The following is a 26,738-nucleotide window of genomic DNA, read 5'->3' as shown; positions in this document are numbered from 1 at the left end:
AGCCCGCCCCCGGCCGGGGGCGGGCTCTTCGTCGTCCCGGACCTCAGCCGGGCGCGAGGGCCTCGCGCAGCACCGGGTGCAGCGCCGGTCCGGCCGCCAGCAGGCCGTGGCCGCCGGGAGCGGCGCCGTCGAAGTCGGTGACGACGGCCCCCGCCTCGGTGGCGACCAGGAGCCCCGCGGCGAAGTCCCAGGGGTTCAGCCCCCGCTCGTAGTAGGCGTCCACGCGCCCGGCGGCCACCGAGCACAGGTCCAGGGACGCGGTGCCGATGCGGCGCAGGTCGCGCACCCGCGGCAGCAGCCCCGCGAGCACCCGGGCCTGCTCGGCGCGCCGCTCGGCGTCGTAGCCGAAGCCGGTGGCCACCAGCGCCTGCCCCAGCGCGGGACCCGCGGGCGCGCTCAGGCGGCGGGTGCCGCGGGCGTCGGCGAGCGTGGCGCCCAGCCCCCGCCCGGCCGACCAGGTCTCCTGCCCGGCCGGGTCGTGCACGCAGCCGGCCAGGACCGTCCAGGTGGCGGGGTCGGGACGTCCGAGGGGGTGGGCGTCGTCGCGCACGCACGCCACGCTCACCGCGTACGCGCGCAGGCCGTAGAGGTAGTTGACGGTGCCGTCGATGGGGTCGACCACCCACGTCAGCCCGCTCGAGCCCGGCTCGTGACCGCCCTCCTCGCCGAGGAAGCCGTCCCCGGGGCGCAGCCGCGCCAGCTCGGTGCGCAGCAGCCGCTCGGAGGCGGTGTCCATGGCCGTCACGACGTCGGTGGGGCTCGACTTGGTCGCGGCCACCTCCACGCGGTCCGGGCGGCCGCGGGAGATGAGCTCCCCCGCGGCCCGGGCCACCTGCTCGGCGACAGCGCGCAGCGCGGCGGCCTCCTGCGGCCCGCCGGGGGCGCCGCCGTCCACGACGGCGCTCACACCCCGGCGGGGGCGACGTAGTCCTCGCCCGTCGCGGCGGGCAGGTCGGCGCGCAGGTTGCGGCAGCAGTCGACCGGGCACACCACGTGCGAGGGCCCGAGCCCACCGCTGACCGGCTGCGGCGGGCGGCCGCCGCGCGCGACCTCGGCGCGTTCCTGCACGAGGTCGACCAGACCCGCCACGAAGCGCTCGGAGGCGCCGACCGTGGCCGCCCGCGCGAACGGCAGCCCGATCTCCTCGGCGGTCTCGGCGGCCTCGGTGTCGAGGTCGAACTTGACCTCCATGTGGTCGCTGACGAAGCCGATCGGTGCGACGACGACCGCGCTGGTGCCGCCGGCGTGCAGGGCGCGCAGGTGGTCGTTGACGTCGGGCTCCAGCCACGGCTGCGAGGGCGGGCCGCTGCGCGAGCAGTAGACCAGGTCCCACTCCAGCGCGCGCCCGGCGCGCTCCCCCGCCACCCGCGCGACCTCGGCGGCCACGTCGCGGTGCTGGCGCACGTAGGCGCCGCCGCCGGCCGCGGGCGGCCCGGAGGCGTCGTCCATCGCCGTCGGGACGCTGTGGGTGACGAAGACGACGCGGGCGCCGTCGCGCACCGGCTCGGGCAGGCCGGCGAGGGCGTCGGCGACGGCCGCGCCGTTGACCTCGGTGAAGGCCGGGTGGTTGAAGTAGTGCCGGATCTTGTCGACCTCCAGCGCGCGGCCCTCGCCGGCGAGGACGTCCAGCGCCCTGGCGAGGTCCTCGCGGTACTGCCGGCAGCTGGAGTACGAGGAGTAGGCGCTGGTGAAGACGGTGAGCACCCGCCGCGCGCCCGCCTCGTGCGCCTCGCGCAGCACGTCGGTGACGTAGGGCTCCCAGTTGCGGTTGCCCCACAGCAGCGGCAGCCCGTCCAGGCCGCGGGCGTCGAGCTCGCGGCGCAGCTGCGCGAGCAGCTCGCGGTTCTGGTCGTTGATGGGGCTCTTGCCGCCGAAGTGCAGGTAGTGCTCGGCCACCGCCTCCAGGCGCTCGCGGGGGATCCCCCGCCCGCGGGTCACGTTCTCCAGGAACGGCATCACGTCGTCGGGACCCTCGGGCCCGCCGAAGGACAGCAGCAGGAGGGCGTCGTAGGGGCTGGCATCGCTCACGGGGCCATTCTCACCGCCGTCGCGGTGCGGTGGGGCGCCGGGTCCTCCGGGGTGCCGCCGGAGGTGGCAGAGTGCACTCCCGACACCACGTCGGCTCGCGGGCCGGCCGGCGGTCGGCAGGCTGGTCAGCGCGACGGCGACACTTCCGGGAGGGCGCCCCTCATGCAGGACCTGAGGCTCGTGGGGGTCCACGACGACGGCGAGCACGTCGTGCTCGTGGCTCCCGACGGCAACCGCTACCGGTTGCGGGTGGACGAGGCGCTGCGCGCGGCCGTGCGCCGCGACCGCGCGCGCCTGGGTCAGCTGCAGATCCAGATGGAGGCGCAGCTGCGCCCCCGCGACATCCAGGCGCGCATCCGCTCCGGCGAGAGCGCCGAGGACGTCGCGGCCGCCGGCGGGCTGACGCTGGAGCACGTGCGCCGCTACGAGGGCCCGGTGCTGGCCGAGCGCGCCCACGTGGCGGGCCTGGCGCGGCGCACGCCGTTCGGGCGCGGCGCGGCGGGCACCCTCGACGAGGTCGTCGTGGCCCGGCTGACCGCCCGCGCCGTCGACCCCGAGGGCGCGCGCTGGGACTCCTGGCGCGAGGAGGACGGCGGCTGGACGGTGCAGTGCGAGTTCGTGGCCGGTGGCCGCGGCCGCGTCGCCCGCTGGGGCTTCGACCCGGCGGCACGGGTGCTGTCCGCGCGCGACGACGAGGCCCGCTGGCTCAGCGAGGAGGAGCCGGCCGAGGCCGGCCCGCTGCCCTCGCGCCGGCTGGTCTCCCTGGTCGGCGAGGGTCGTCCCGCCTCCGAGCGCGTCTACGACGTCGAGGCCGACGGCGGGGTGCGCACCAGCGAGCGCGGCCGCCGCCAGGACGGCACCGCCGAGCGGCGCCCGGCGCGGCCGAGCACCGGCGACATCCTCGACGCGCTCGACGCGCAGCGCGGGGTGCGCCCCTCCCCGCCGCACCCGGACGTCGAAGCGGACGGCGGCGCGGACGGCGGCGGGAGCGAGGACGCGCAGCGGGCGGACCGGCACGACGAGGAGCCGCCCGGCGAGCAGCTCGACGCCTCCGCCGCCGCACCGCGGGTCGACGCGCTGCTGGCCGACCCGCCGCCCGCGCACCCCGCGGCGTCGGCGCCCCACGAGCTGCAGGACCGCACCGTGCTGCCCGCTCCCCCTGCCGCGACGACGACGGCCGGGTCCCGGTCCGAGGACGAGGTGGGCGAGGCGGCGGGCACCGCCGCCTCGCCCGGGGCGGACCAGCACGCGGACCAGAGCGCGGACCGGCATGCGGACCAGGGCGCGCAGCGGGACGCGGAGCAGGCGCCGGCGGAGGACGTGGAGCAGGCTCCGGCGCGGGTGCCCGCGCAGGACGCGGCGGCGGAGCAGGACGCCGGCGTCGAGGAGCCCCGGGAGGGCACCGCGGAGGCCCCCGTCCGCACCCAGCCCGAGCCCCGCCCGCCCGCGCGCCGGCGCAACCGCTCGCAGCGGCGCGGCGGCGCGGGCGGTGGCGGGGGCGGCGCCGGCAAGCGCTCCAGCGTCCCCAGCTGGGACGAGATCATGTTCGGGACGAAGAAGGACTGACCTCCCGCCGGACCGGGCGGCGGCCGGCGGGAGCGGTCAGCAGGGCACGCAGAACAGCGGCACCAGGCGCTCGGCGTCGCTGAGCGCCCCGTGCTGGCCGACCAGGCGCAGCGTGTCCGGGCGCATCCGGGCGGAGTTCACGACGGCGACCTGCTCGCGCATGACGACGAGGACGTCGCCGATGCGGGGGGCCACGCGCTCCTCCACCGGCCCGAACCAGCCGGCGGCGACGGCCTCCTCGCGCAGCAGCACGTCGGCGGAGGCGCCGAGGCGCTCGCGCCACGCGGCGGCCACCTGGGGCGCCGCGCCGGGCTCGACGTACAGCTGGACGGCGCGCGGCTCCCCGCCGGCGTGCCGGACGCCGGCGCGCAGCGCGCCCTCGTGGGCGAGGTCGATCCGGTCGGGGGCGGCGACGTCGACCATGCCGTGGTCGGCGGTGACCACGAGCAGGGTGCCGCGCGGCAGCCGGCGCGAGAGCTCGGCGATCGCGGCGTCCACGCGGCCCAGCTCCTCCCCCCACTGCCAGGAGTCCACGCCCTCGGCGTGCCCGGTGGCGTCCAGCCGGCCCCAGTACAGGTAGGTGAGCTGCGCGGGGGCCGAGCGCACGGCGGTGACCGCGGCGTCGACGCGGGCCTCGAGGCGCTCGGGGGTGCCGACGAAGCGCCCGCCGCGCAGCGCGGCCTCGGTGAGCCCGGAGCCGTCGAAGTGCGGCGGCGCCACCCGCACGACGTCGACGCCGCCGGCCGCGACCTGCTGGAAGACCGTCGTGTGCGGCTGCCAGCGGCGGGGGTCGACGGGCCCGTTCCACTGCAGCTCGTTGAGCAGCTCGTCGCGCTCGGGGTCGAGGACCTCGTAGCCGACGAGACCGTGCCCGCCCGGCGGCAGGCCGGTGCCCAGCAGGCCCATGCTCGTGGCGGTGGTGGTGGGGAACCCGGCGCCCAGCGTGCGGTGCAGGCCCTCCGAGCGCCACCGCCGCAGGGTCGGGGCGTGCCCGGAACGCGCCTGCAGCGCCAGGTCGCCCATGCCGTCGACGAGCACGAGGCAGATCCGCTGCGCCCGCGGCAGCAGCAGCTGCGGCGAGGCCGCGGCCAGCGAGTCGACCCCCAGCGCGCGCCCGACGGCGGGCAGCAGGTCGGCGAGGGTGTCGGTGCCGTACGCGGGGGCCGCCGGGAGCACGGGGAGCACGGGCGGCGTCAGCGGGAGGTGACGGCCGACAGGGCCCGGGCGAACGCGAGGGCCCCGGCGACCGCGTCGGCCCCCTCGGCGGCGCTGGCGATGCGCACCGTGAGGTCGTCACCGGTCAGCGAGCCCGTGTAGCCGTGGTCGGCCTCGCAGTCGGGGTCGGGGCAGGAGGCGGGTTCGAGGTCGACGCGCTGCACCGCGCCCCAGCCCAGCGTCAGGCTGACCTCGGCGGGGACGGCGCCGGGGCGGTGCTCGGCGGGCCGGGTGACGACCTGGGAGACGACGACGGAGTGCACCCGCTCCAGCGCGACGCTCTCGGTGGAGCAGACGGCGTACGGCTCGCTGGCGGTCTCGTCGGGGCCGTGGTCGTCGGCGTGGGCGACGACGAGGCGGGTGGGGGTGGTGGCCAGCACGGTGACGTGGCGGCGGACCTCGTTGGCGTCGAAGGTCGTCTCGGGGTGCACCAGGTGCGCGCCGACCGGTTCGCCGGAGACGGCGGTGCGCAGGCAGTCGGCGACCAGCGCGGGGTAGTAGCCGGCGCGCTCGAGGTCGGTCAGCAGCGCGTCGGGCAGCTCGTGCCACGCCTGCCCGCCCGCCGGGGGTTCGCCGTGCGGGTCGGCGTGGGTCTCGGCGTGGGTCTCGGCGTGGGGGGTGGTCCGTCCGGCTCGCCGGGGGTTGGTGCGCTCGCGCATCCCCCCATCCTCGCGCACCCTCAGGCGCCGGGAGCGCCCGGAGCGGGCCGCGGCACCGGTTCGGGCGACGGCCGGTGCGGTGCCGGGCGGTCCTCCCCACCGGGACCACCGGTCCGGGGACGAGTGGTCGCACCGGTGGCGGTGCCCGCGGCGGCGCCGGCGGGGGCGCCGGTCGCGTCGAGCAGCTGCAGGTGCACCCGGTCGCGGCCCGCGGCCTTGGCCGCGTACAGGGCGCGGTCGGCGTGCGGCACGAGGCGCTCCAGGACGTCGGCGCGCACCGCCGCGGCGCCGCGGCGTGCGGGGTCGACGGGGCCGACGGGGCCGACGGGGCCGACGGGCAGGGCGGCGCCCCCCGCGCTGAGCGTCACGGGGGCCGCGGTGGGCGCCTCGGCCACCTCCCGCCGCAGCCGCTGCGCGAGCACCTCCAGCTCCCCGGGCCCCTCCAGGGGCACCACGACGAGGACCTCCTCGCCGCCCCAGCGCACGAGCAGGTCGCCGCCGCGCACCGCGCGCCGGGCGGCGGCGGCGACGGCCAGCAGGACCTGGTCGCCGGCGTCGTGGCCGAGGCGGTCGTTGACGACCTTGAAGTGGTCGACGTCGGCCAGCAGCACGCCCAGCCAGGGGGCGGGCGGCAGCTCCTCCAGGCGGGCGGCCAGGCCGCGGCGGTTGAGCAGCCCGGTGAGGGGGTCGTGCAGGGCCAGGTGGTCGGCGCGGGCCAGGGCGTCGTCGAGGCGGCGGCGCAGCACCGCGCTGCAGACGACGACCACGCCCACGACGGAGACCGCGCAGGCGGCGCGGACGGCGCGCTCGAAGACGTCGCCCTCGCTGGAGGCGGCCAGGTGCACGACGGCCGGGGCGGTCAGGACCAGGTGCAGCGCGGTGGCGCGGCCGGTGCTCACGCGGCGCGCGCGGGTGAACAGCGCCGTGAAGAGCGGGGCGACGACGAGGCCGACGGCGACGGACTGGCGCAGCTCCGGGTCGTGCACGCAGGCGCCGACGCCCCAGACGGCCAGCGTGGCCCACAGCGCCCACCACAGCGGGGCCCGGCCGGTGCGGCGCAGCTGCACGAGCGCCAGGCCCGCCGCGAGCGGTGCGGCGACGCCGAGCGCGGCCAGCAGCGGCACGCGGCCGGGCAGGACCAGGTCGGGGGCCAGCAGCAGGCAGCCCGCCACGAGCAGCCCCATCACGGGTGCGCAGACGGCGACGAAGACGCCGGCGGCCCGCTCCACCCCGGCGGGGCGCGGCGGGGCGTCGGCTGCTCGGCGCGTGCGCACGACCGGGCATCGACGGAGCCGCCGCCCACCTTGACGGCGCGCTCCCCGGGTCCACCCGGGTGGCCCTCCCGCGCCCCGGGCCCGAGCCGGGCGGGGTGCGCCGGGTCAGCCGGGCAGGGTGCGCCGGTCGGGGTCGGCGCGCCCCTGCGGCGCGGCGACGCGCACCACGGCGTCCAGGACGGTGACACCGCGCTCGGCGACGAGGACGGGCGACAGCCGCAGCTCGGCGATCTCCGGCAGCGCGTCGGCCAGGACCGCGACGCGCGCCACGACGTCCTCGAGGGCGTCGGCGTCCAGCGGCGGGGCGCCGCGGTGCCCGAAGAGCTTGGGGGCGGCCTTGACCGAGCGCACGAGGTCGGCCACGTCGACGTCGGTCAGCGGGGGGATGCGGTAGGCCACGTCGCCCATGAGGTCGATGGGGTCGCCCTCGACGCCGAAGGAGATCACCGGGCCGAACAGGGGGTCCTCGGTGCTGCGCACCAGGCAGGGCACCCCCAGCGGTGCCATCGGCTGCACCGCGAGGGTGCGCGCGGCGTCGCCGAAGACGCTGCGCATCTCGTCGACGGCGCCGCGCAGCGCGTCCGGGCCCGCCAGCCCCAGGCGGATGCCCCGCAGGTCCTGGCGGCCGGACAGCTCCTCGCCGACGGTCTTGAGGGCCACCGGGTAGCCGAAGCGCTCGGCGGCCTCCACGGCCTCGGTCACCGAGGCGACCTCCGCGCGCGCCAGCAGCGGCACGCCCACGGCCTCCAGCAGCGCGCCGCGGGCCTCGCGGCCGAGCGCGCCGCCCTCGGGGCGCTCGGCGAGCGCGCGCTCGACCACGGCGCGGGCGCGGGCGAGGTCGACGCCCGCGGGGGCCACGGGGTGCCCGCGGTCCTTGCGCAGCCACTCGGCGTAGCGCACCACCGACGCCAGCGCCCGCACGGCGTCCTCGGGCGTCGGGAAGGACGGCACGGAGGGCAGGTCGGCGCCCTCGGGGGTGCCGGCGAGCGCCGCCGACACCGAGCGGGTGCCGAGGAAGCACGTGACGCACGTCTTGCCGCCCTCGGCGGCGGTGCGCGCGACGGCGGCCGCCACGGCGGCGTCGACGGTGGCGGTGGGCGGCACCCAGCTGGCGACGACGGCGTCGACCTCGGGGTCGGCGAAGGCGGCGCGCAGCGCCTCGGTGAAGACGTCGGCACCGGCCTCGGGGTGGGTGTTGACCGGTCCGTGCACCACCTGCAGGCCCCAGCTGACGCAGGCGTCGGCGGCCAGGGTGCCCAGGGCGTCGGAGTTGCCGACGACGGCGATGCGCGAGCCCTGCGGCAGCGGCTGGTCGACGGCGACCTGGGCGACGTCGAAGAGCTGGTGGACGTTCTCCACGCGGATGACGCCGGCCTGGCGCAGCATGCTGTCGACGACCTCGAAGGGCACCTGCGAGCGGCGCACGGCGTGCCCGGGCGGCACCCCGAACCCGGAGGCGCCGGACTTGACGACCACGACGGGCTTGCGGCGGGCCAGCGCGCGCGCCACGCGGCTGAACTTGCGGGGGTTGCCGACGCTCTCCAGGTACAGGCCGACGGCCGCGGTGTCCTCGTCGTCCTGCCAGAACTGCATGAGGTCGTTGCCGGAGACGTCGGCGCGGTTGCCGGCGGAGACGAAGGTGGAGATGCCCAGCCCGCGCCGCTGCGCGGAGTTGAGGACGGTGACCGCCAGCGCCCCGGACTGGCTGAACAGCCCGAAGCGCCCGCGGGCGGGCACCTCCTCGGCCAGCGAGGCGTTCAGCCGCACGGCGGGGTCGGTGTTGACCAGGCCGAAGGAGTTCGGGCCCACCACGCGCATGCCGTTGGCGCGGGCGATGCGCACGAGCTCGCGCTGCAGCGCGACGCCCTCGGGGCCGGTCTCGGCGAAGCCGCTGGAGACGACGACGAGCCCGCGCACGCCCACGGCGGCGCAGTCGGCGACGGTGTCGATGACGGCCGCGGGCGGCACGGCGATGACGGCGAGGTCGACGGGGGCGGGCACCTCGCGCACCGAGGCCAGCAGCGGCACGCCGAGCAGCTCCTGCCCGGCGCCGGCGGCGTTGACGGCGTGCACCCGCCCGGCGAAGCCGCCGGTGACGAGGTCGGCGAGCAGCCGGTGGCCCACCGTGCCGGGGGTGCGGCGGGCGCCGACGACCACGACGGAGGAGGGGGTGAGCAGCGCGGCGACGCTGCGGGCCTCGGCGCGCTGCTCGCGCGCGCGCATGACGTCGATGGAGCGCTCGGTGGGGTCGATGTCGAAGGACACCTCCAGCACGCCGTCGGAGTAGCCCTGGCGCACCTCGAAGCCGGCCTCGCGGAAGACGCCGATCATCTTGGCGTTCTGCGGCAGGACGTCGGCGGTGAAGCGGCGGATGCCGCGCTCGCGGGCGGCGGCCGCCAGGTGCTCCAGCAGCACCGAGCCCAGCCCGCGGCCCTGGTGGGCGTCGGAGATGTTGAAGGCCACCTCGGCCGAGCGGGGGCGGCCGGGGCGCACGGGCGCGGCGTCGAAGCGGGCGATGCCGACGATGTCCTCGCCGACGGTGGCCACGAGGGCGACCCGGTCGACGTGGTCGACCTGGGTGAAGCGGGCCAGGTCGCGCCGGGACAGCCGCGGCATGGGGGCGAAGAAGCGCAGGTAGCGCGACTCCTCGGACTGCCGGGAGTGGAAGGCGGCCACGAGGTCGGCGTCCGAGGGCCGGATGGGGCGCACGTGCGCCGTCCCCCCGTCGCGCAGGGCCACGTCGGCCTCCCACCGGGTCGGGTACCCCACGGGCGGCAGCGGCATGGTCACGATCCTAGGGCGGTCCGTCCCGCGCGCCCGGTGGTCCCGCGCCCGGCGCGGCAGGATGGCGGGGTGGACTTCGGGCGGGTGCTGCGGGCGCGGCGGATGGTGCGCCGCTACGACGGGCGGGCCGTCGACGAGGACGTCCTGACGGCGGTGCTCGCGGCGGCGCTGCGGGCGCCCAGCGCGGGCAACAGCCAGGGCCGCGACCTGCTCGTGCTGCGCCGGGCCGCCGACCGCGACCTCTTCTGGGAGCTCACCACGCGCGAGCGGGGAGCGGGCTCGGCGGCGGGTGCGGCAGCGGGTGCGGTGGACGACGGCTGGCTGGCGGGGATGCGCACGGCGCCGGTGCTCGTGGTGCTGCTGGCCGACCCCGGCGCCTACGCGGCCCGCTACGCGCGCCCCGACAAGCCCGGCCCGGACCGCGACGCGGCCACCTGGCAGGTGCCCTGGCCGGACGTGGACACCGGGATGTCCGGGCTGCTGCTGCTGCTCGCGGCCGTGGACGCCGGGCTCGGCGCGTGCCTGTTCGGGGTGCCCTCGGCGGCGCACGAGGCCGTCCGCGCGGCGTTCGGCGTGCCCGCCGACCGGCGCGTGGTGGCGGTCGTCGGCCTGGGCCACCCGGCGCCGGACGAGCGCTCGCGGCCCTCGCGGCGGCACCGGCGCACCCTGGCCGACACCGCGCACGACGGGCGGTTCGGCGCGCCCTGGGGCGGGTAGCGCGCGGCGCGGACGCGGTGCGTCGGAGCGGGACGGCAGAATGCCGGGCATGCCTCGCAAGACCGCACCTGCCCCGCCGCCCGACGTCCCCGAGCGGATCGTCGACATCGACGTCGAGCAGGAGATGCAGGGGGCCTTCCTGGAGTACGCCTACTCGGTCATCTACTCGCGCGCCCTGCCCGACGCCCGCGACGGCCTCAAGCCCGTCCAGCGGCGCATCCTCTACATGATGCAGGACATGGGCCTGCTGCCCGCCCGCGCGCACGTGAAGTCGGCCCGCGTGGTCGGCGAGGTCATGGGCAAGCTGCACCCGCACGGCGACGTCGCGATCTACGACGCGCTGGTGCGCCAGGCGCAGCCGTTCACGATGCGCCTGCCGCTGGTGGACGGGCACGGCAACTTCGGCTCCCCGGACGCCGGCCCGGCCGCGCAGCGCTACACCGAGGCGCGCATGGCGCCGGCGGCGCTGCTGATGACCACGGGCCTGGACGAGGACGTCGTCGACTTCGTCCCCAACTACGACGACCGCCTCACCGAGCCCGGCGTGCTGCCGGCGGCGTTCCCGAACCTGCTCGTCAACGGCGCCAGCGGCATCGCGGTCGGCATGGCCACGAACATGCCGCCGCACAACCTCGGCGAGGTCGTCGCCGCCGCGCGCCACCTCATCAAGAACCCGGGCGCCGACCTGCCGGCGCTCATGCGCTTCGTGCCCGGCCCGGACTTCCCCACCGGCGGGCGGGTGGTCGGCTTGGAGGGCATCCGGGACGCCTACGCCACCGGCCGCGGCACGTTCCGCACCCGCGCGAACGTGCGGGTGGAGAAGGTCGGCCGCCGCCAGGCCCTCGTGGTCACCGAGCTGCCCTACGGGGTGGGCCCGGAGCGGCTCATCGAGAAGATCGCCGACAGCGTCAAGAACAAGCGCCTGCAGGGCGTCGCGGACGTCACGGACCTGTCCGACCGCACCCGCGGCCTGCACCTGGTCATCGAGGTGAAGAACGGCTTCGTGCCCGAGGCCGTGCTGGAGCAGCTGTACCGGCTCACCCCGATGGAGGAGACGTTCGGCATCAACAACGTCGCGCTGGTCGACGGCCAGCCGCGCACGCTGGGGCTGCTCGAGCTGCTGCAGGTGTTCATCGCGCACCGCCTGGACGTGGTGCGCCGGCGCACCGCCTTCCGCCTGGGCCGGGCCACCGACCGCCTGCACCTGGTCGACGGCCTGCTCGTGGCCATCGTCGACATCGACGAGGTCATCGCGATCGTGCGCGGCAGCGACGACGCGGGCATCGCGCTGTCGCGGCTGACGGAGCGCTTCGCGCTGTCCGAGCCCCAGGGCCGCTACATCCTCGACATGCAGCTGCGCCGGCTCACCCGGTTCTCGCGCATCGAGCTGGAGCGCGAGCAGGCCGAGCTGCGGGCCACGATCGCCGAGCTGCAGGCGATCCTCGACGACGAGGGCCGGCTGCGCTCGCTGGTGAGCGACGAGCTGGCCGCGGTCGCCGCCGAGCACGGCTCCCCGCGGCGGACGGTGCTGCTGACGAGCGCGGGCCCGGCGACGGGCGCGGCGACGCAGCTGGAGATCACCGACGACCCCTGCCACGTCCTGCTGAGCTCGACGGGGCTGCTGGCGCGCACGGCCACGGCCGAGCCGCTGGGCACCGAGGGCCGGCGCAGCAAGCACGACCTCCTCGTCTCGGCCGCACCGGCCACCGCGCGCGGGTACGTGGGGCTGCTCACCTCCGCCGGCCGGCTGGTGCGGGTGCCGGTGCTGGACCTGCCGGTGCTGCCGCCCACCAACGGCCGCCCGACGCTGTCCGGCGGTGCGGCGGTGAAGGAGTTCGTCACCTTCGGCAAGGGCGAGCGGGCGCTGGGGCTGGTGCCGCTGCCGGTGGCCGGGGTGCAGGACCCCGACGACCCGGGGTTCGCGCTGGCGACGGCGACGGGCGTGGTCAAGCGGGTCGTGCTGGAGGCGCTCGGCAACCGCGACGAGGTGGACGTCATCGCGCTCAAGGACGTCAGCGCCCGCCAGCGCGACGAGGTCGTGGCCGCGGTGCAGCTGACCACCGGCGAGGAGGACCTGGTCCTCGTCTCCTCCGACGCGCAGCTGCTGCGCTTCTCCGCCGCGCTGGTGCGCCCGCAGGGGCGCGGCGCGGCGGGCGTGGCCGGGATCCGGCTCTCCCCCGGTGCGCGGGTGGTCTCGATGACGGCCGTGGAGGCCGACGACCCGGACGCGGTCGTCGTCACGGTCGCCGGGGACTCCGCGGGCGGCACCGGCCAGCTGGGGTCGGCGAAGGTGACGCCGCTGGCGGAGTACCCGGCCAAGGGCCGGGCCACCGGTGGCGTGCGCTGCCACCGCTTCGCCCGCGGCGAGGACGCGCTGCTGCTGGCGTGGGCCGGGCGCGGTCCGGCCGAGGCGGCGACGCCGACGGGGACGGCGGTGGCGCTGCCGGAGGTGCCGGGCCGCCGCGACGGCTCGGGCACCGCGCTGGACAAGCCGGTGGCCGCGATCGCGGGCCCGCCCGTCCTCTGACGCCCCCGGGGCGCGGGCGTCTGGCGCCCCCGGGGCGCGGGCGCCGGCCCGGCCCGGCGCCCGCCCCGGTGCGGCCCGGGCAGGGCGGTCGGGAACTCCCGGCGCGCTCGCGCGCAGGTGGCTACCGTGCCTGCCGTGGACCTGGGCACCGCGGCACCCGAGCGGCTCGGGCGGACCCGTCTGCGCGACGGCCGCCACCTCGCCTGGAGCGAGTGGGGGCCGCCCGACGGCCGGCCGGTGCTGCTCTTCCCGGGTGCGGCGACGAGCCGGTCCCTGGGGTTCGGGACCCACCTGCTCGACGGCCTCGGCGTCCGGCTCGTCTCGCTGGACCGGCCGGGGCTGGGCGGCTCCGACCCCCACCCCGGCCGCGACCTGACCTCCTGGGCGCAGGACGTGCGGGAGCTGTGCGAGCGGGCGGGTCTGCGGGACGCCGCGGGGGTCGCGTTCTCCCAGGGTTCGGCCTTCGGCTTCGCCTGCGCGGCAGCGGGTCTGCTGAGCACCCTGAGCGTGGTGTCGGGCGCCGACGACCTGCACGACCCGTCGACGCGCGCACTGCTGGAGCCGCAGCTGCGAACCCTCGCCCGGGCGTGCGCGGAGGATCCCGCGGCGGCCGAGCGGCGGTTCGCGGACGGTTCCGGCCCGGAGCGGCTGCAGGCGCTGGTGGAGGCGACGAGCGGGCCGGCCGACCGCGCCGCGTACTCCCGCCCGGACTTCTCGGCGGCGTTCCGGCGCGCGCTGGCGGAGGCCTTCCGGCAGGGGCCGGGCGGGTACGCGCGCGACACCGTGCTCGCGATGGGGCCCTGGCCCTTCGACGTCGCGGACCTCGCCGTGCCCGTGGACCTCTGGTACGGCGAGCTGGACACCAGCCCGGTGCACTCCCCCGACCACGGCCGCCGGCTGCACGAGCGCATCCCGGCCTCGACGCGCACGCTCGTGCCGGGCGCCGGCGGCGCGCTGCTGTGGACGCACGCGCAGGAGGTGCTCACGGGCCTGCTGCGGCGGGCGGCGGAGGTGCGGGCGGCGCCCGCAGCTGCTCGGATGTCGCCGTGAACCGTCGAAGCACGGCGGGCCGGGACGGGAGCTGACGTGGGCACGGGTGGCGCGGACGGGGCGAGGGAGCACGAGGGCAAGGACCTGGGGGCGGTGCACCCGTGGGCGGTGCACGAGGGCGAGCTCGACGTCTCCGCCCTCGAGCGCACCGAGTCGCTGTTCGCCCTCTCCGACGGGCGCCTGGGGGTGCGCGGGTCCCTGGACGAGGGAGCCCCGTGCGGCAGCCCCGGCACCTACCTCAGCGGGGCCTACGAGCTGTGGCCGCTGACCTACCCCGAGTACAGCTACGGCTACCCGCAGGTGGCCGAGCGCCTCGTCGCGGTGCCCGACCCCACGCTGGTGGAGCTGTTCGTCGGCCCCGAGCGCCTCGACGTGCGCACCGGTGAGCTGCACGCCCACGAGCGCACGCTGGACCTGCGCGCGGGCACGCTGCGCCGCGAGCTGGAGTGGACCTCCCCCGACGGCGCGCGGGTGCAGGTGCGCTCCGAGCGCCTCGTGCCGCTGGAGCGGCCGGGCCTGCTCGCCGTGGACTACCGGGTGCGCGCCGTCGACGCCGCGCAGGAGGTGGAGGTGCGCTCGGCGGTGGTGTGCAGCGCGCAGCTGCACGAGGCGGTGACGCGGGCGCAGGGGCGCGGCGGCCTCGTGCAGCAGCGCACCGACGGCAGCGCGCTGTCGGTGGCCGTGCTCGTCGACCACGACGTCGCCGGCCCGGCCGACACCGAGGTGCGCACCCACGCCACCGCCGACCGGGTCGTCACGACCGCGCGGGTGCGGCTGGAGCCGGGCCAGGAGCTGCGGGTGGTGAAGTTCGCGGTCCTGGGCTGGGAGCCGCGGGTGGACCGCGAGGCGCTGCTGGCGCGGCTGCGCACCGTCCTCACCGAGGGCGCGCGCACCGGCTGGGAGCACCTGGCCGCCGAGCAGCGCGCCGTCCTCGACGACTTCTGGGAGCACGCCGACGTGCGCGTCGACGGCGACGACCAGCTGCAGCAGGCGGTGCGCTTCGCGCTCTTCCACGTCTTCCAGGCGGTCGCGCAGGCCACCGACCGGGGCATCCCCGCCAAGGGGCTGACCGGCACCGGCTACGACGGGCACACCTTCTGGGACACCGAGGTGTTCGTCATGCCGATGCTCAACCACGTCTGGCCGGAGGCCGCCGCGGAGGCGCTGCGCTGGCGGCACGCGATGCTGCCGGCGGCGCGGGATCGGGCGCGCGAGCTCGGCCTGGCGGGGGCGACGTACCCCTGGCGCACCATCACCGGCCGGGAGAGCTCGGGGTACTGGCCGGCGGGCACGGCCGCGGTGCACCTGAACGCCGACATCGCCGACGCCGCCGTCCGCCACGTGCACGCCACCGGAGACGAGGACGTGGCCCGCGAGCTCGTCACCGACCTCGTCGTGGAGACGGCGCGCTTGTGGGTGGTGCTGGGCCGCGAGGACGAGCAGGGCCGCTTCCACGTCGACGGGGTCACCGGTCCCGACGAGTACACCGCCCTGGTGGACGACAACGCCTACACCAACCTCATGGCGCAGGCGAACCTGCGGGCCGCGGTGGAGCTGGCGCGGCGCTTCCCCGAGCGCGCGGACGCCCTCGGCGTGGGCGAGGAGGAGCTGGCCGTCTGGGAGCGGCTGGCCGACGCGGTGCACGTGCCGCGCGACCCGGACACCGGGATGCCCACCCAGGACGCCGGCTCGACCCGGCGCAAGCGGTGGGACTTCGAGGGCACCTCGATCGAGCAGTACCCGCTGGCCGACCACTTCCCGTACTTCAGCCTGTACCGCCGCCAGGTCGCCAAGCAGGCCGACCTCGTGCTGGCGCTGCAGCTGCGCCCGGACGCGTTCAGCCCGGAGGACAAGCGCGCCGCCTTCGAGTACTACGAGGCGCTGACGGTGCGCGACTCCTCGCTGTCGGCGTCGGTGCAGGCCGTCATCGCCGCCGAGGTGGGGCACCTGGGCCTGGCGGAGGACTACGCGCACGAGGCCGCGTTCGTGGACCTGCACGACCTGCGCGGCAAGACGGCCGACGGGCTGCACATCGCCTCCCTGGCCGGGGCCTGGCAGGCGCTGGTGGCCGGCTTCGGCGGGATGCGCGACGCCGACGGGCGGCTGGCGTTCGCGCCCCGGCTGCCGGAGGGGCTGCGCGGGCTGTGCTTCCGCACCCGGCACCGCGGCTCCTGCCTGGAGGTGTCGATCAGCCGCGAGGGCGACCGGCAGCGGGCGCGGTACACCGTCGTCAGCGGCGGCCCGCTGACGACCTCCCACCACGGGCGGGAGTTCAGGGTGGACCTGGAGGCGCCGTGCACCTTCGACGTGCCGGAGGTCCAGCCGCTGCCGCGCCCGTCGCAGCCGCGGGGGCGCGACCCGCGCGAGGTGCGCGCGCGGGCGGGCTGACCCCCGCTCCACCCGCCGGCACGCGGGCGCCGCGCGGTGGCGACGCGCCGCGCCCGGGCTGGATCCGCGGCCCGGTGCGCGGTAGGCCTGCCTGCCATGGCTGACCAGACCCCCGACGCGGTGCGCGACGACACGCGGCCCACCCGGCCGGACACGACCTACCTGGAGGGCGTGCGCGCCGCCACCGAGCGGGCGGCCGCCGGCGCCACCCCGCTGCGCAGCGCCTTCGCCGGCGCTCCGGCGGCGGTCCTCGACGCCGCCGAGGCCGCCGTGGAGGAGCTGCGCGAGGACCTGCTGGCGCTGAGCCACCGGCTGCACGCCTGCCCCGAGGAGGCCTTCGCCGAGCACGCCTCCGTGCGCGCGGTCGCCGACCTGCTCGCCGCGCACGGGGTGCAGGCGCAGGTGGGGGTGCACGGGCTGGAGACCGCGCTGCGGGCGGGCGTCAGCGCCGGCGAGGGGCCCGTGGTGGCGGTGCTCGCCGAGTACGACGCCCTGCCGGGCATCGGGCACGGCTGCGGGCACAACGTCATCTGCGCCAGCGCCGTCGGCGCCTTCCTGGCGCTGGCCGCCGCGCTGCGCTCGGGAGCGGTGGGCGGCACGGCGCTGCTGCTGGGCACCCCCGCCGAGGAGGGCGGCGGCGGCAAGGAGCTGATGGCCCGCGAGGGCGCCTTCGACGGCGTGGACGCCGTCGTGATGCTGCACCCGTTCAGCTACGACGTGGCCGTGCAGCCCTTCCTCGGCCGCCGGCAGGTGCGGGCGACGTACACGGGGGTCGCCGCGCACGCCTCGGCCCAGCCGTTCATGGGGCGCAACGCCCTCGACGCCGTCGTGGCCGGTTACCAGGGCATCGCCATGCTGCGCCAGCACATCAGCCCCGCCGACCGGGTGCACGGCATCGTCGTCGACGGCGGCCAGCGGCCCAACGTGGTGCCCGCGACGGCCTCCTCGGAGTACTACGTGCGCTCGGCCGAGCCCGCGACCCTGGCCGACCTGTGCGGGCGGGTCGACACGGTCCTGCGCGCCGCGGCCGCCATGACCGGCTGCGGGGTGCGGCTGGAGTGGGACCGGCAGCCCGCGTACCTGCCGATCCGGGCGAACCTGGAGCTGGCCGCCCGCTGGAGCCGCCACCAGGCCCGCCGCGGCCGCACGGCGCTGCCGCCGGGGGTGGTGCCCGAGACGCTGTCGGGGTCCACCGACCTGGGCAACGTCAGCGTCCGGGTCCCCTCCATCCACCCGATGCTCGCCGTCGCCGGCCCGGAGCTGTCCCTGCACACCGCGGAGTTCGCGGCGGCCGCGGGATCCGCCTCCGGGGACGCCGGGGTCGTGGACGGCGCGGTGGGGCTGGCGCTGACCGCGCTGGACGTGCTGGCCGACCCGGACCTGCTGGCCGCGGTCCGCGCGGAGTTCGAGGCCGCGGGCGGGGTGCTGGACGTCGAGGGGTTCCTGGCGTGAGCGCCGCCGGGGCGGCTGCCCTCACCCCCCGGTGCGCGCGGGGGTGACCGCACCGGCGGGCGCACCGGCGGGCGCACCGTCGTAGGGGCGGAACTCCACGTCGCGCCAGATCGCCGCGCGCGGGTCGGGCTCGCGCTCGAGGCGGTCGGTGGAGGCCCACACCCGCACCGGTGCGCCGTCCGCGCCGATGGCCGGCCAGCCGGGGTCGCCGTGGGCGGCGAAGGAGGTCCACGCCTCGACCACGCGCCGCGCCAGCGCGCTCGCGGCCGGGGTGGGGAACAGCCCGGGCAGCCGGTCGCCCACCCCGGGCAGGCGGCGCACCAGCGGCAGCACCGGCACCGCGTGCAGGAACAGCTCCATCGTCAGCGGGTTGCCGAAGGCGAACGGCACGTCCAGCCCGTGGGTGGCGCCGAACCGGCCGCCGAAGGCGGGTGAGCGCCAGGCGAACCGGGCCAGGAAGGTCCGCCCGCCGCGCTCGGCGTGCCGGCGCGCGAAGCGGCGGGAGGGTTCGGCGAAGAGGGCGTCGGTGAGCAGCGCGTCCCCCACCGCGCCCGGATCGGCGCCCGGCAGCAGCCGCCGGTAGGCCTGCACCCCCTCCGGGCCCAGGCCCACCGCCGCGGCGAACGCCGCCACGTCGGCGCCCGTCCTGGCCACGGGTGCGAAGCGGCTGCGGGAGAACAGCGTCCACTCGTCGTCGGTGGTGCTCACCAGCAGCTCCACGTCCGGGTCGCCGCCCGCGTGCGCACCCTCCACCGCGGGCCCCGGCACCAGGTCGCCGTCGACGACGGGGTGGTACAGCAGCGGCACGGCACCGCGCGGACCGGCGTCGGGGTCGGCGGCCAGGTCCGCCGCGACGGCGTCCGTCGCCGCCAGCAGCCGCACCGGCGGCAGCCCCGCGAACCCGTCGAGCGTCGCGGGCACCCGGGCCGCGCTGGCCACCCGCGCCGCCACCCGCCGGGCCTGCGCGACGGTGTAGGTCTCGGCGGTGGTGCTGGCGGCGATGGCCCGCGAGAACAGCCCCCGCGCGGCGGGTGCGCACAGCAGCGCCGCCACGGAGGCGGCGCCGGCGGACTGCCCGGCGATCGTCACCCGGTCCGGGTCGCCGCCGAACGCGGCGACCTCGTCGCGCACCCAGCGCAGCGCCGCGACCTGGTCCAGCAGCCCGCGGTTCTCCGGCGCCCCCTCCACCGACCCGAACCCCTCGAACCCCAGGCGGTAGTTCAGGGAGACGACGACGAAGCCCCGGCGCACCCACGCCCGCGGGTGGTAGGCGGGCGCCGAGCCGGACCCGGAGATCCAGCCGCCGCCGTGGATCCACACCAGCACCGGCAGGGCGCGCCCGGGGGCGCGCCCGGGCGCGGGCTCGGGGGCGAACACGTCGACGGTGAGGTGGTCGGCACCCGCCCCCGGGTCCCAGCCGTAGCCCGAGCGCGGGTCCTGCGGTGCGACCGGCGAGGGCTCGCGCGCCTCGCGCACCCCCCGCCACGGAGCCGGGGGCGCGGGGGCGGCGAAGCGGGCGCGGCCGACCGGCGCGGCGGCGTAGGGGATGCCGCGGAAGGCGACGACACCGCGCTCGGGCGGCCGGCCGCGGACGGCTCCGGCGCTCGTGACGACGACCCTGGGGTCCCTGGCCATGGCGCTCCTCCCGGACGGGCGCCCGGAGACCTCCCGGACGCGCGGCGCGCACCCCTGAGGGACCTCTCGGCGAGGCCGGGGGGACGTCCCGCCGAGAGGTCCGTCACGGGTGCGCGACCCCTCGCACGCTACAGCGCGAGCACCTGCGGGTCCGCCAGGCCCGCCGCCGCGGTGCGCGCCCGCTGCGGGGAGTCGGCGGCCAGCGCCGCCGCGGCCATCGCCCGGCACGTCGCCGCCGTCGTGCGGGCCAGGGCGGCGCGGACCGCGGGCACCGCGGCCGGGGCCATCGACAGGCTCGTGGCGCCCAGGCCGACGAGGACCAGCGCCAGCAGCGGCTCGCGCGCCGCCTCACCGCACACCCCGACGGGGCGGCCCGCGGCCGCACCGGCGGCGCCGGTGAGGGCGACGAGCTGCAGCAGCGCCGGCTGCCAGGGGTCGAGCAGGTCGGCCAGCCCGCCGGCGAGGCGGTCGGCGGCCATCGCGTACTGCGCGAGGTCGTTGGTGCCGATGCTCAGGAAGTCCAGCCCGGCCGCCAGCAGCGCCTGCGCGCGCAGCGCCGCGGCCGGCACCTCGACCACCGCCCCGATCCCCGCCCCCGCCTCGGCCAGCCCCGCGGCGCGCGCCCGGGCGGCGAAGTCCGCGGCCTCGGCGGGGGTGGAGACCATCGGGGCCATCACCGACGGCCGCGTGCGGGTGCGCGCGGCCGCCGCGGCCAGCGCCTGCAGCTGGGTGGTCAGCAGCTGCGGGTGGCGGCGGGCGGTGCGCAGCCCGCGCAGCCCCAGCGCGAGGTTGCCCTGCTCGCCGGTGGGCGCGAACGCCAGCGGCTTGTCGGCCCCGGCGTCCAGGGTGCGCACCACGACCGGGCGCCCGCCGAAGGCGGTGAGCACCCGCGCGTAGGCGTCGGCCTGCTCCTCCAGCGCGGGCGCGAGCGCCCGGTCGAGGAAGAGCACCTCGGTGCGCAGCAGCCCCACGCCCTCCACCTCCTCGGCGCCCCGGGCGGCCGCGGCCCGCTCGGCCTCCTCGAGGGTGCCGACGTTGGCCAGCAGCGCGACGGGGAGCCCGTCGGCGGTGCGGCCGGGGCCGCCGGCGCCGCGCACCAGCCGCCTCCGCGCGGCGCTGCGCGCGGCGAGGTCCGCGACGAGGTCGTCCGGCGGGTCGCAGGTGACGGTGCCGGTGCGCGCGTCGACGGCGAGGCGGGCCCCGGCCGGCAGGCCGAGGGCGCCCTCGGCGCGCACGACGCAGGGGATGCCGAGCTGCGCGGCGATGACCGCGGTGTGACTGGTGGGGCCGCCGCGCTCGGTGACGACGCCGACGACGCGCGCCGGGTCCAGCACCGCGGTGTCGGCCGGGGCCAGGTCGCCGGCGACGAGGACCGACGGGCCGTCCAGCGGCGGCAGGCCCGGCGGCGGCAGGCCCAGCAGGTGCGCGACGACGCGCTCGCCCACGTCGCGCAGGTCGCCGGCCCGCTCGGCCAGGTGCGGACCGGCCGCGACCAGCACGGCGCAGAACGTCTCGACGGCCTCGTGGACCGCCGTGGCCGGGCCGTCGCCCGCGTCCAGGCGGCGCTCGGCCTCGGCGAGCAGCCCCGGGTCCTCGGCCATGAGCGCGATCGCCTGCAGCACCTGCGCCGCCGCCGTCCCGGCGGACCGGGCCCGCTCCCGCAGGGTGGAGGCCACGGCGGCGAACGCGGCGCGGACGGCGGCGCCCGCCGCGAGCGCGTCGGCCGGGGCCGGCTCGTCGGCGGGCGGCCGCGCGGGCGGGGCGAGGACGACGGCGGTGCCCACGGCGGTGCCGGTGCCCACCCCCACCCCGGTGAGGACCGCGCCGGGGCGGGCGCCGCGGCCGCCGGCCGGGGCGGGCGCGCTCACGCGAGCGCGTCGTGGTCGGTCTCGACGAGCGCCGCCAGCCGCTCCAGGACGGCGCCGGCGCCGCCGTCGTCACCGGTGCCGTCACCGGTGCCGTCGCCGGTGTCGTCGACGGACAGCACGACCCGGTCGCCGTGCCGCGCCCCGAGCCCCATGACCAGCAGGATGCTGCGCGCGTCGACGGGGCCCCGGTCCCCCAGCGAGAGGGTCACCGGCAGGCCGCTGGCGGTGACGGCCTGCACCAGCAGCGCGGCGGGGCGGGCGTGCAGGCCGACGCGGGAGCCGACGACGGCGGTGCGGGTGGTCACGGGGGCTCCTCGGCGGCGCGGGTGGTGGGGGCGGCGGGTCGGTCGGGCGCTCAGGCCGGGCCGGTCCCCGAGCGGGCCGCGGCACCGCCCGGCGCGGCGGCGGTCGCGGCCGGCGGCGGGTCCTGGCGGGGGCGGCCCTTGAGGGCGATCGCCGCGGCGGCGGTGACGGCCGTCCCGACGAGGACGGCCAGCAGGTACAGCGGCCAGTGGCCGACGAGGCCGAAGACCACGACACCGCCGTGCGGGGCGCGCAGGGTGTTGCCGAAGGCCATCACCAGCCCTCCGGTGAGCCCGGAGCCGAGGACGACGGCCGGGATGGTGCGCAGCGGCGCGGTGGCGGCGAACGGGATCGCGCCCTCGGTGATGAAGAACGCGCCGAGCAGCACCGCCGCCTTGCCGTTCTCGCGCTCGGCCGCGCTGAACCGGCTCCTGCGCACGAACGTCGCGAGCGCCATGCCCAGCGGCGGTGTCATCCCGGCCGCCATGCAGGCGGCCATGACCCGCAGCTCCACCGCGTCACCGGACGCGGTGGCCACCGTGGCCAGCCCGGTGGTGGCGAAGGTGTAGGCGACCTTGTTGATCGGCCCGCCGAGGTCGGCGGCCATCATGGCGCCCAGCACGACTCCCAGCAGGACGATGCCGCTGCCGGTCAGGGAGTTCAGCCCGGCCGTCAGGGCGTCCATGAGGGCTCGCAGCGGCCGGCCCAGCACGACGAGCAGGGCACCGGCCGTCACCGACGTGGCGATCAGCGGGATGACGACGACGGGCATGACGCCGCGCACCGCGGTGGGCACCCGCAGCCGGGCCAGGGCCAGGGCGGTGAAGCCCCCGAGGAAGCCCGCCACGAGACCGCCGAGGAACCCGGCGCCGACCGTGACGGCGACCGCACCGCCGACGAAGCCGGGCGCGATGCCCGGGCGGTCGGCGACGGCGAAGCCGATGAACCCGGCCAGGACGGGGACGAGGAAGCCGAACGAGGCGCTGCCGACGACGAACAGCACCCCCGCCCAGTCGTGCGCGGACAGCGGGTCGAAGGCGGCGATGAGGTCCTCGGCCCGGACCTCGCTGATCCGGAAGCCGCCGATGAGGTAGGACAGGGCGATCATGATGCCGCCGGCGGCGACGAACGGGATCATGTGGCTGACACCGGTCATGAGCCACTGCCGGACCCGGGTGCCGGCGCGCGGGCCCGCCGCGGCCCGCCCGGCGGGCACGGCGGCCGGCTGGTGGACGGTGGACCCGGTGGTGGACCCGGTGGCGGACCCGACGGTGGCGACCGCCGCGGCCAGGACCCCCGGCGCGTCGGCGACGGCCCTCTTGACGCTGACCTCCAGGACCGGCAGCCCGGCGAAGCGCCCCTTGTCGCGGACCTCGAGGTCGGCGGCGAAGATCGCGCCGTCGGCGGCGGCGATGACGGCCGGGTCCACCGGGTCGGCGCCCGCCGCTCCCTGCGTCTCCACGACGACCTCGTGGCCGGCGCTCCTGCCCGCCTGCTCCAGCGCCTCGGCGGCCATGTAGGTGTGGGCGATGCCGGTGGGGCAGGACGTGACCGCGACGAACCTCATCGCCCGCAGACCTCCCGCAGGACGATCCCGGCCAGCGCCGCGGCGTCGGGGGCGGTCAGCAGCGACGCGCGGAAGGGGGCGTGCACGAGCTTGCGGGCCAGCGCGGCGAGGACCTGCAGGTGCTCGCCCTCGCCGTCGGCGGGCGCGGCGATGAGCAGGACGAGGTTCGCCGGGCCGTCCGGGGCGCCCCAGTCGACGCCCTCGCCGCTCACGACGCGGCCGACGGCCAGGCTGGTCACCGTCACGGCGCTCGAGCGGGCGTGCGGCAGCCCGATCCCGCCGGGGACGCCGGTGGCCATCTGCTCCTCGCGGGCGGTGACGTCGGCGAGGAAGCGCTCGAGGTCGCTGACGCGGCCGGCGTCGGCCAGGCGCCGGGCCAGCTGGCGCGTCGCGTCGGCGCGGTCGGCGGCGCGCAGGTCGACGTCCACGAGCTCGGGAGCGGTGAGGTCGGCGTCGTCGGTCATCGCTGCAGGTCCTCCGCGGGGTGTCGGGAACGGGGTGGCGGAGCGTCCCGACGGCTCAGGCGTCGATGCGCTCGCGGTCCAGCCGCTCGGCCCCGGCGATGATGAAGTCCTTGCGGGGGCCGACGTCGTTGCCCATGAGCAGCTCGAAGACCCGCTCGGCGACCGCTCCGTCGGCCACGGTCACCCGCCGCAGCGTGCGGTGCGCGCGCTCCATCGTCGTCTCGGCCAGCTGGTCCTCGTCCATCTCCCCCAGCCCCTTGTAGCGCTGGGGGTCCTTGTACGTGCGCCCGCGCCGGGTCAGATCCGCGATCACCTTGCGCAGCTCGGCGTCGGAGTAGGTGTAGACCACCTCGCGCTTGGCGCGGCCGGTGCCGTTGACCTCGATGCGGTGCAGCGGCGGCACGGCGGCGAAGACGCGGCCGGCTTCGATGAGCGGGCGCATGTAGCGGAAGAACAGCGTCAGCAGCAGCGTGCGGATGTGCGCGCCGTCGACGTCGGCGTCGGTCATCAGCACGATCTTGCCGTAGCGCACCGCCGACAGGTCGAAGCTGCGCCCGGAGCCGCCGCCGACGACCTGGATGATCGAGGCGCACTCGGCGTTCTTCAGCATGTCCGCCACGGACGCCTTCTGGACGTTGAGGATCTTGCCGCGCAGCGGCAGCAGCGCCTGGTACTCGGAGTTGCGCGCCCCCATGGCGGTGCCCAGCGCGGAGTCGCCCTCGACGAGGAAGAGCTCGGTGTTCTCGACGTCGTCGGAGCGGCAGTCCTTGAGCTTGGCCGGCAGCGAGGAGGACTCCAGGGCGTTCTTGCGCCGCTGCGTCTCCTTGTGCAGGCGCGCGGAGATGCGGCTCTTCATCTCCGTGACGACCTTGTCGAGCACCACGGAGGTCTGCTGCTTGTCCTCGCGCCGCGGGGAGGCGAAGACCTCCCCGAGCTCCCTCTCCACGACCTTGCGCACGATCGCGCGCACGGCGGCGGTGCCGAGGACCTCCTTGGTCTGCCCCTCGAACTGCGGTTCGGCCAGCCGGACGGTGACGACCGCGGTGATCCCGGCGAGGACGTCGTCCTTCTCCAGCTTCTCGTCCTTGCCGACCTTCAGCCGGCGGGCCTGGGCGTCCACCTGCTTCTTGACCGCCGCGAACAGGCCCTGCTCGAAGCCGGCGAGGTGGCTGCCGCCCTTGGGGGTGGAGATGATGTTGACGAAGGAGCGCACCGTCGGGTCGTAGCCGGTGCCCCAGCGCAGCGCGATGTCGACGACGCACTGGCGCTGCACGTCCTGCGGCGTCATGTGGCCGCTGTCGTCGAGGACGGGGACGGTCTCGGTGAAGACGTCCTCGCCCTGCAGCCGCCACACCGAGGTGACCGGCGCGTCCGGGGTCAGGTACTCGGCGTACTCGCTGATGCCGCCGTCGTGCTGGAAGACCTCCTCGGTGGGCTCGCCCGTGCGCTCGTCGCGCACCACGATGCGCAGGCCGGGCACGAGGAAGGAGGTCTGGCGCGCGCGGGCGGCGAGGTCGTCGTAGGAGAACGCGGCCTCCTTGAGGAAGATCTGCCGGTCCGCCCAGTAGCGCACCCGGGTGCCGGTGGCCCCGCGCTTGGCGCGGCCGACGACCTCCAGCCCCGTGGTGGGGGTGAAGTCGGCGTCGGGGCCCTCGCCCGCGTAGCGCCCGGGCGTGCCGCGCCGGAAGCTGGTGGCCCACGTCTTGCCCCCGCGGTCGACCTGGACGTCCAGGCGCGCGGACAGCGCGTTCACGACGCTGGCGCCGACGCCGTGCAGACCGCCGGAGGCCGAGTACGAGCCGCCGCCGAACTTGCCGCCGGCGTGCAGGTGGGTGAAGACGACCTCCACGCCCGACAGGCCGGTGCGCCGCTCGACGTCGACGGGGATGCCGCGGCCGTCGTCGTGGACCTCCACCGAGCCGTCGGCGTGCAGCACGACGTCGATGCGGCTGCAGTGCCCGCCCAGGGCCTCGTCGACGGAGTTGTCGATGATCTCCCACAGGCAGTGCATGAGGCCGCGGGAGTCGGTGGAGCCGATGTACATGCCCGGTCGCTTGCGGACGGCCTCCAGCCCTTCCAGGACGAGGAGGTTGGCGGCGGTGTAGCGGTCCTCACCGCCCTCCTCGCGCGCGCGGGAGCGGGGGGTGGAGCTGGGCGGGGTCACCCCGGAAGCCTACGTGCGGCCGTGCGGGCCGGCGTGCGCGACCCGCAGCGCCGCAGCGGCCGCGCAGCCGCTGCCGGGCGCCGGACCACCTCCGCCGAGAGCGAACGCGTTGGTCCGTCGGCGTGGGAACGCGCGCGGGCGGGGCGCGGTTGGGGAAGAGTGTGAGGCGGGAGCAGCAGCTGCCGCCCAGCGTGCACGACCCGGAAGGAGTCGCGGAGTGACCACCGCAACCAGCACCACCCTCGCCGACGAACCCATGACCGCCGCCGACCGTTGCGACCGGTGCGGCGCGCAGGCCTACGTGCGGGTGGTGCTCTCCGCCGGTGGCGAGCTGATGTTCTGCGCTCACCACGGCCGCGAGCACCGCGACGCCCTGCGCGAGGTGGCCAGCACCGTCCACGACGAGACCCAGAAGCTGTCGGCCACGCCCGCCAGCGCGGCGCCCGACGAGCGCTGAGCGTCCTGAGCACTGAGCACGTCCGCCGAGCCCGGCGCCACCCGCACGATGGGTGACGCCGGGCTCGTCGTCGTGGGGCTGGCCGTCGCGGTCGGCCTCGTCGGCGTCGTCGTGCCCGTCCTGCCGGGCACCCTCCTCATCGCGCTGGCGCTGCTGGTCTGGGCGGTGGCCACCGGCGGCGCCGCCTGGGCCTTCTTCGCCGGGGCCGCGGCGCTGCTGGTCGCCGGCCAGGTCGCGATGTACCTGCTGCCCGGGCGCCGGATGGCGCGCGCGGGCATCCCGAGGTCCTCGCTGCTGCTGGGCGGTCTGCTCGGCGTCGTCGGCTTCTTCGTCGTCCCGGTGCTGGGCCTGCCCCTCGGCTTCGTCCTCGGCGTCTTCCTCGCGCAGCTGCTGCGCAGCTCGGCCGGCGCGGGCCGCGCCGCCGGCGCGTGGCGCTCGACCGTCGTGGCGCTCGGGGGCGTCGGGCTGAGCGTCGCCATCGAGATGGGGGCCGGCGTGCTGGCCGCCGCCACCTGGGTCGCGGGCGCGCTCGTCCTGCGCTGAGGTCCTGCCCAGCACCCCGGCACGGCCCCCGGCGACCCCCGGCACGTCGAAGGCCCCGACCGCTCCTGGCGGTCGGG

The 26,738-nt window shown here is 77.6% G+C and carries 20 protein-coding genes; 8 read left to right on the top strand and 12 right to left on the bottom strand.

Going from position 1 to position 26,738, the window contains the following annotated elements; translation table 11 throughout:
• Positions 1-43: 43 nt before the first annotated feature.
• Together ACRYM2_RS16895 and ACRYM2_RS16890 are read right to left on the bottom strand one after the other, a co-directional pair.
• Positions 44-907, bottom strand: a complete 864-nt coding sequence (locus ACRYM2_RS16895; protein ID WP_432523599.1) for an inositol monophosphatase family protein — start codon at positions 905-907, stop codon at positions 44-46.
• Positions 904-2,028, bottom strand: a complete 1,125-nt coding sequence (locus ACRYM2_RS16890; protein ID WP_432523598.1) for a ferrochelatase — start codon at positions 2,026-2,028, stop codon at positions 904-906. The genes ACRYM2_RS16895 and ACRYM2_RS16890 overlap by 4 nt, the downstream gene beginning before the upstream one ends.
• Before the next feature lie 162 nt (positions 2,029-2,190).
• Here ACRYM2_RS16890 and sepH point away from each other — a divergent pair, with 162 nt between their 5' ends.
• Entirely contained in the window at positions 2,191-3,594 is a 1,404-nt protein-coding gene (sepH, locus tag ACRYM2_RS16885) for a septation protein SepH (protein WP_432523597.1), read from the top strand.
• A 36-nt stretch (positions 3,595-3,630) separates the two neighbouring features.
• Here sepH and ACRYM2_RS16880 read toward each other — a convergent pair whose 3' ends face one another.
• The 4 genes from ACRYM2_RS16880 to ACRYM2_RS16865 all read right to left on the bottom strand — a co-directional run bounded on the left by ACRYM2_RS16880 (position 3,631) and on the right by ACRYM2_RS16865 (position 9,526).
• On the bottom strand, positions 3,631-4,779 hold the full coding sequence (locus ACRYM2_RS16880) for an alkaline phosphatase family protein (protein ID WP_432523596.1): 1,149 nt from the start codon (positions 4,777-4,779) through the stop codon (positions 3,631-3,633).
• An 8-nt stretch (positions 4,780-4,787) separates the two neighbouring features.
• Complete coding sequence (locus ACRYM2_RS16875) at positions 4,788-5,468, bottom strand: DUF5998 family protein (protein WP_432523595.1); 681 nt, start codon at positions 5,466-5,468, stop codon at positions 4,788-4,790.
• Positions 5,469-5,488: 20 nt separating this feature from the next.
• Entirely contained in the window at positions 5,489-6,742 is a 1,254-nt protein-coding gene (locus ACRYM2_RS16870) for a GGDEF domain-containing protein (RefSeq protein ID WP_432523594.1), read from the bottom strand.
• 105 nt (positions 6,743-6,847) lie between these two features.
• Positions 6,848-9,526, bottom strand: a complete 2,679-nt coding sequence (locus tag ACRYM2_RS16865) for a bifunctional acetate--CoA ligase family protein/GNAT family N-acetyltransferase (RefSeq protein WP_432523593.1) — start codon at positions 9,524-9,526, stop codon at positions 6,848-6,850.
• 69 nt (positions 9,527-9,595) lie between these two features.
• Between ACRYM2_RS16865 and ACRYM2_RS16860 the strand changes: the two genes are divergently transcribed.
• From ACRYM2_RS16860 to ACRYM2_RS16840, 5 genes are all read left to right on the top strand, one after another.
• On the top strand, positions 9,596-10,243 hold the full coding sequence (locus ACRYM2_RS16860; RefSeq protein WP_432523592.1) for a nitroreductase family protein: 648 nt from the start codon (positions 9,596-9,598) through the stop codon (positions 10,241-10,243).
• A 49-nt stretch (positions 10,244-10,292) separates the two neighbouring features.
• Complete coding sequence (locus ACRYM2_RS16855; RefSeq protein WP_432523591.1) at positions 10,293-12,770, top strand: DNA gyrase/topoisomerase IV subunit A; 2,478 nt, start codon at positions 10,293-10,295, stop codon at positions 12,768-12,770.
• Between the two features lie 135 nt (positions 12,771-12,905).
• The gene (locus ACRYM2_RS16850) at positions 12,906-13,820 is read left to right on the top strand and encodes an alpha/beta fold hydrolase (protein WP_432523590.1); all 915 of its coding nucleotides are present in this window, start codon (positions 12,906-12,908) and stop codon (positions 13,818-13,820) included.
• Positions 13,821-13,856: 36 nt separating this feature from the next.
• Positions 13,857-16,208 carry a glycoside hydrolase family 65 protein gene (locus ACRYM2_RS16845; RefSeq protein WP_432523589.1) on the top strand — a complete coding sequence of 784 codons (2,352 nt, stop codon included), beginning with the start codon at positions 13,857-13,859 and terminating at the stop codon, positions 16,206-16,208.
• Positions 16,209-16,304: 96 nt separating this feature from the next.
• Positions 16,305-17,660 (top strand): amidohydrolase, encoded by a 1,356-nt coding sequence (locus tag ACRYM2_RS16840; protein WP_432523588.1) that lies wholly within the window; start codon positions 16,305-16,307, stop codon positions 17,658-17,660.
• A 21-nt stretch (positions 17,661-17,681) separates the two neighbouring features.
• Here the strand turns inward: ACRYM2_RS16840 and ACRYM2_RS16835 are convergent, their stop codons facing one another.
• From ACRYM2_RS16835 to ACRYM2_RS16810, 6 genes are all read right to left on the bottom strand, one after another.
• Positions 17,682-19,295: a carboxylesterase/lipase family protein gene (locus ACRYM2_RS16835; protein WP_432523587.1), complete on the bottom strand. Its 1,614-nt coding sequence runs from the start codon at positions 19,293-19,295 to the stop codon at positions 17,682-17,684.
• A 128-nt stretch (positions 19,296-19,423) separates the two neighbouring features.
• On the bottom strand, positions 19,424-21,163 hold the full coding sequence (locus ACRYM2_RS16830; protein WP_432523586.1) for a putative PEP-binding protein: 1,740 nt from the start codon (positions 21,161-21,163) through the stop codon (positions 19,424-19,426).
• A complete protein-coding gene (locus ACRYM2_RS16825) occupies positions 21,160-21,468 on the bottom strand; it encodes an HPr family phosphocarrier protein (RefSeq protein ID WP_432523585.1) in 309 nt (102 codons plus the stop codon). The genes ACRYM2_RS16830 and ACRYM2_RS16825 overlap by 4 nt, the downstream gene beginning before the upstream one ends.
• A gap of 50 nt (positions 21,469-21,518) precedes the next feature.
• Positions 21,519-23,033 (bottom strand): PTS fructose transporter subunit IIC, encoded by a 1,515-nt coding sequence (locus ACRYM2_RS16820; protein WP_432523584.1) that lies wholly within the window; start codon positions 23,031-23,033, stop codon positions 21,519-21,521.
• Positions 23,030-23,497, bottom strand: a complete 468-nt coding sequence (locus ACRYM2_RS16815) for a PTS sugar transporter subunit IIA (RefSeq protein WP_432523583.1) — start codon at positions 23,495-23,497, stop codon at positions 23,030-23,032. Before ACRYM2_RS16815 ends, ACRYM2_RS16820 begins: the two co-directional genes overlap by 4 nt.
• A gap of 55 nt (positions 23,498-23,552) precedes the next feature.
• Positions 23,553-25,661: a DNA gyrase/topoisomerase IV subunit B gene (locus ACRYM2_RS16810; protein ID WP_432523582.1), complete on the bottom strand. Its 2,109-nt coding sequence runs from the start codon at positions 25,659-25,661 to the stop codon at positions 23,553-23,555.
• A gap of 256 nt (positions 25,662-25,917) precedes the next feature.
• Between ACRYM2_RS16810 and ACRYM2_RS16805 the strand changes: the two genes are divergently transcribed.
• Together ACRYM2_RS16805 and ACRYM2_RS16800 are read left to right on the top strand one after the other, a co-directional pair.
• Positions 25,918-26,118, top strand: coding sequence for a DUF7455 domain-containing protein (locus ACRYM2_RS16805; protein WP_432523600.1), 201 nt, complete (start codon positions 25,918-25,920; stop codon positions 26,116-26,118).
• Positions 26,119-26,166: 48 nt separating this feature from the next.
• Complete coding sequence (locus ACRYM2_RS16800; protein WP_432523581.1) at positions 26,167-26,661, top strand: DUF456 family protein; 495 nt, start codon at positions 26,167-26,169, stop codon at positions 26,659-26,661.
• The last annotated feature ends 77 nt before the right edge of the window (positions 26,662-26,738 follow it).

Origin of the sequence: Kineococcus aridisoli, from assembly GCF_050871885.1 — a bacterium.
Classification (GTDB): domain Bacteria; phylum Actinomycetota; class Actinomycetes; order Actinomycetales; family Kineococcaceae; genus Kineococcus.
This window is presented reverse-complemented; position numbering and strand designations above follow the sequence as displayed.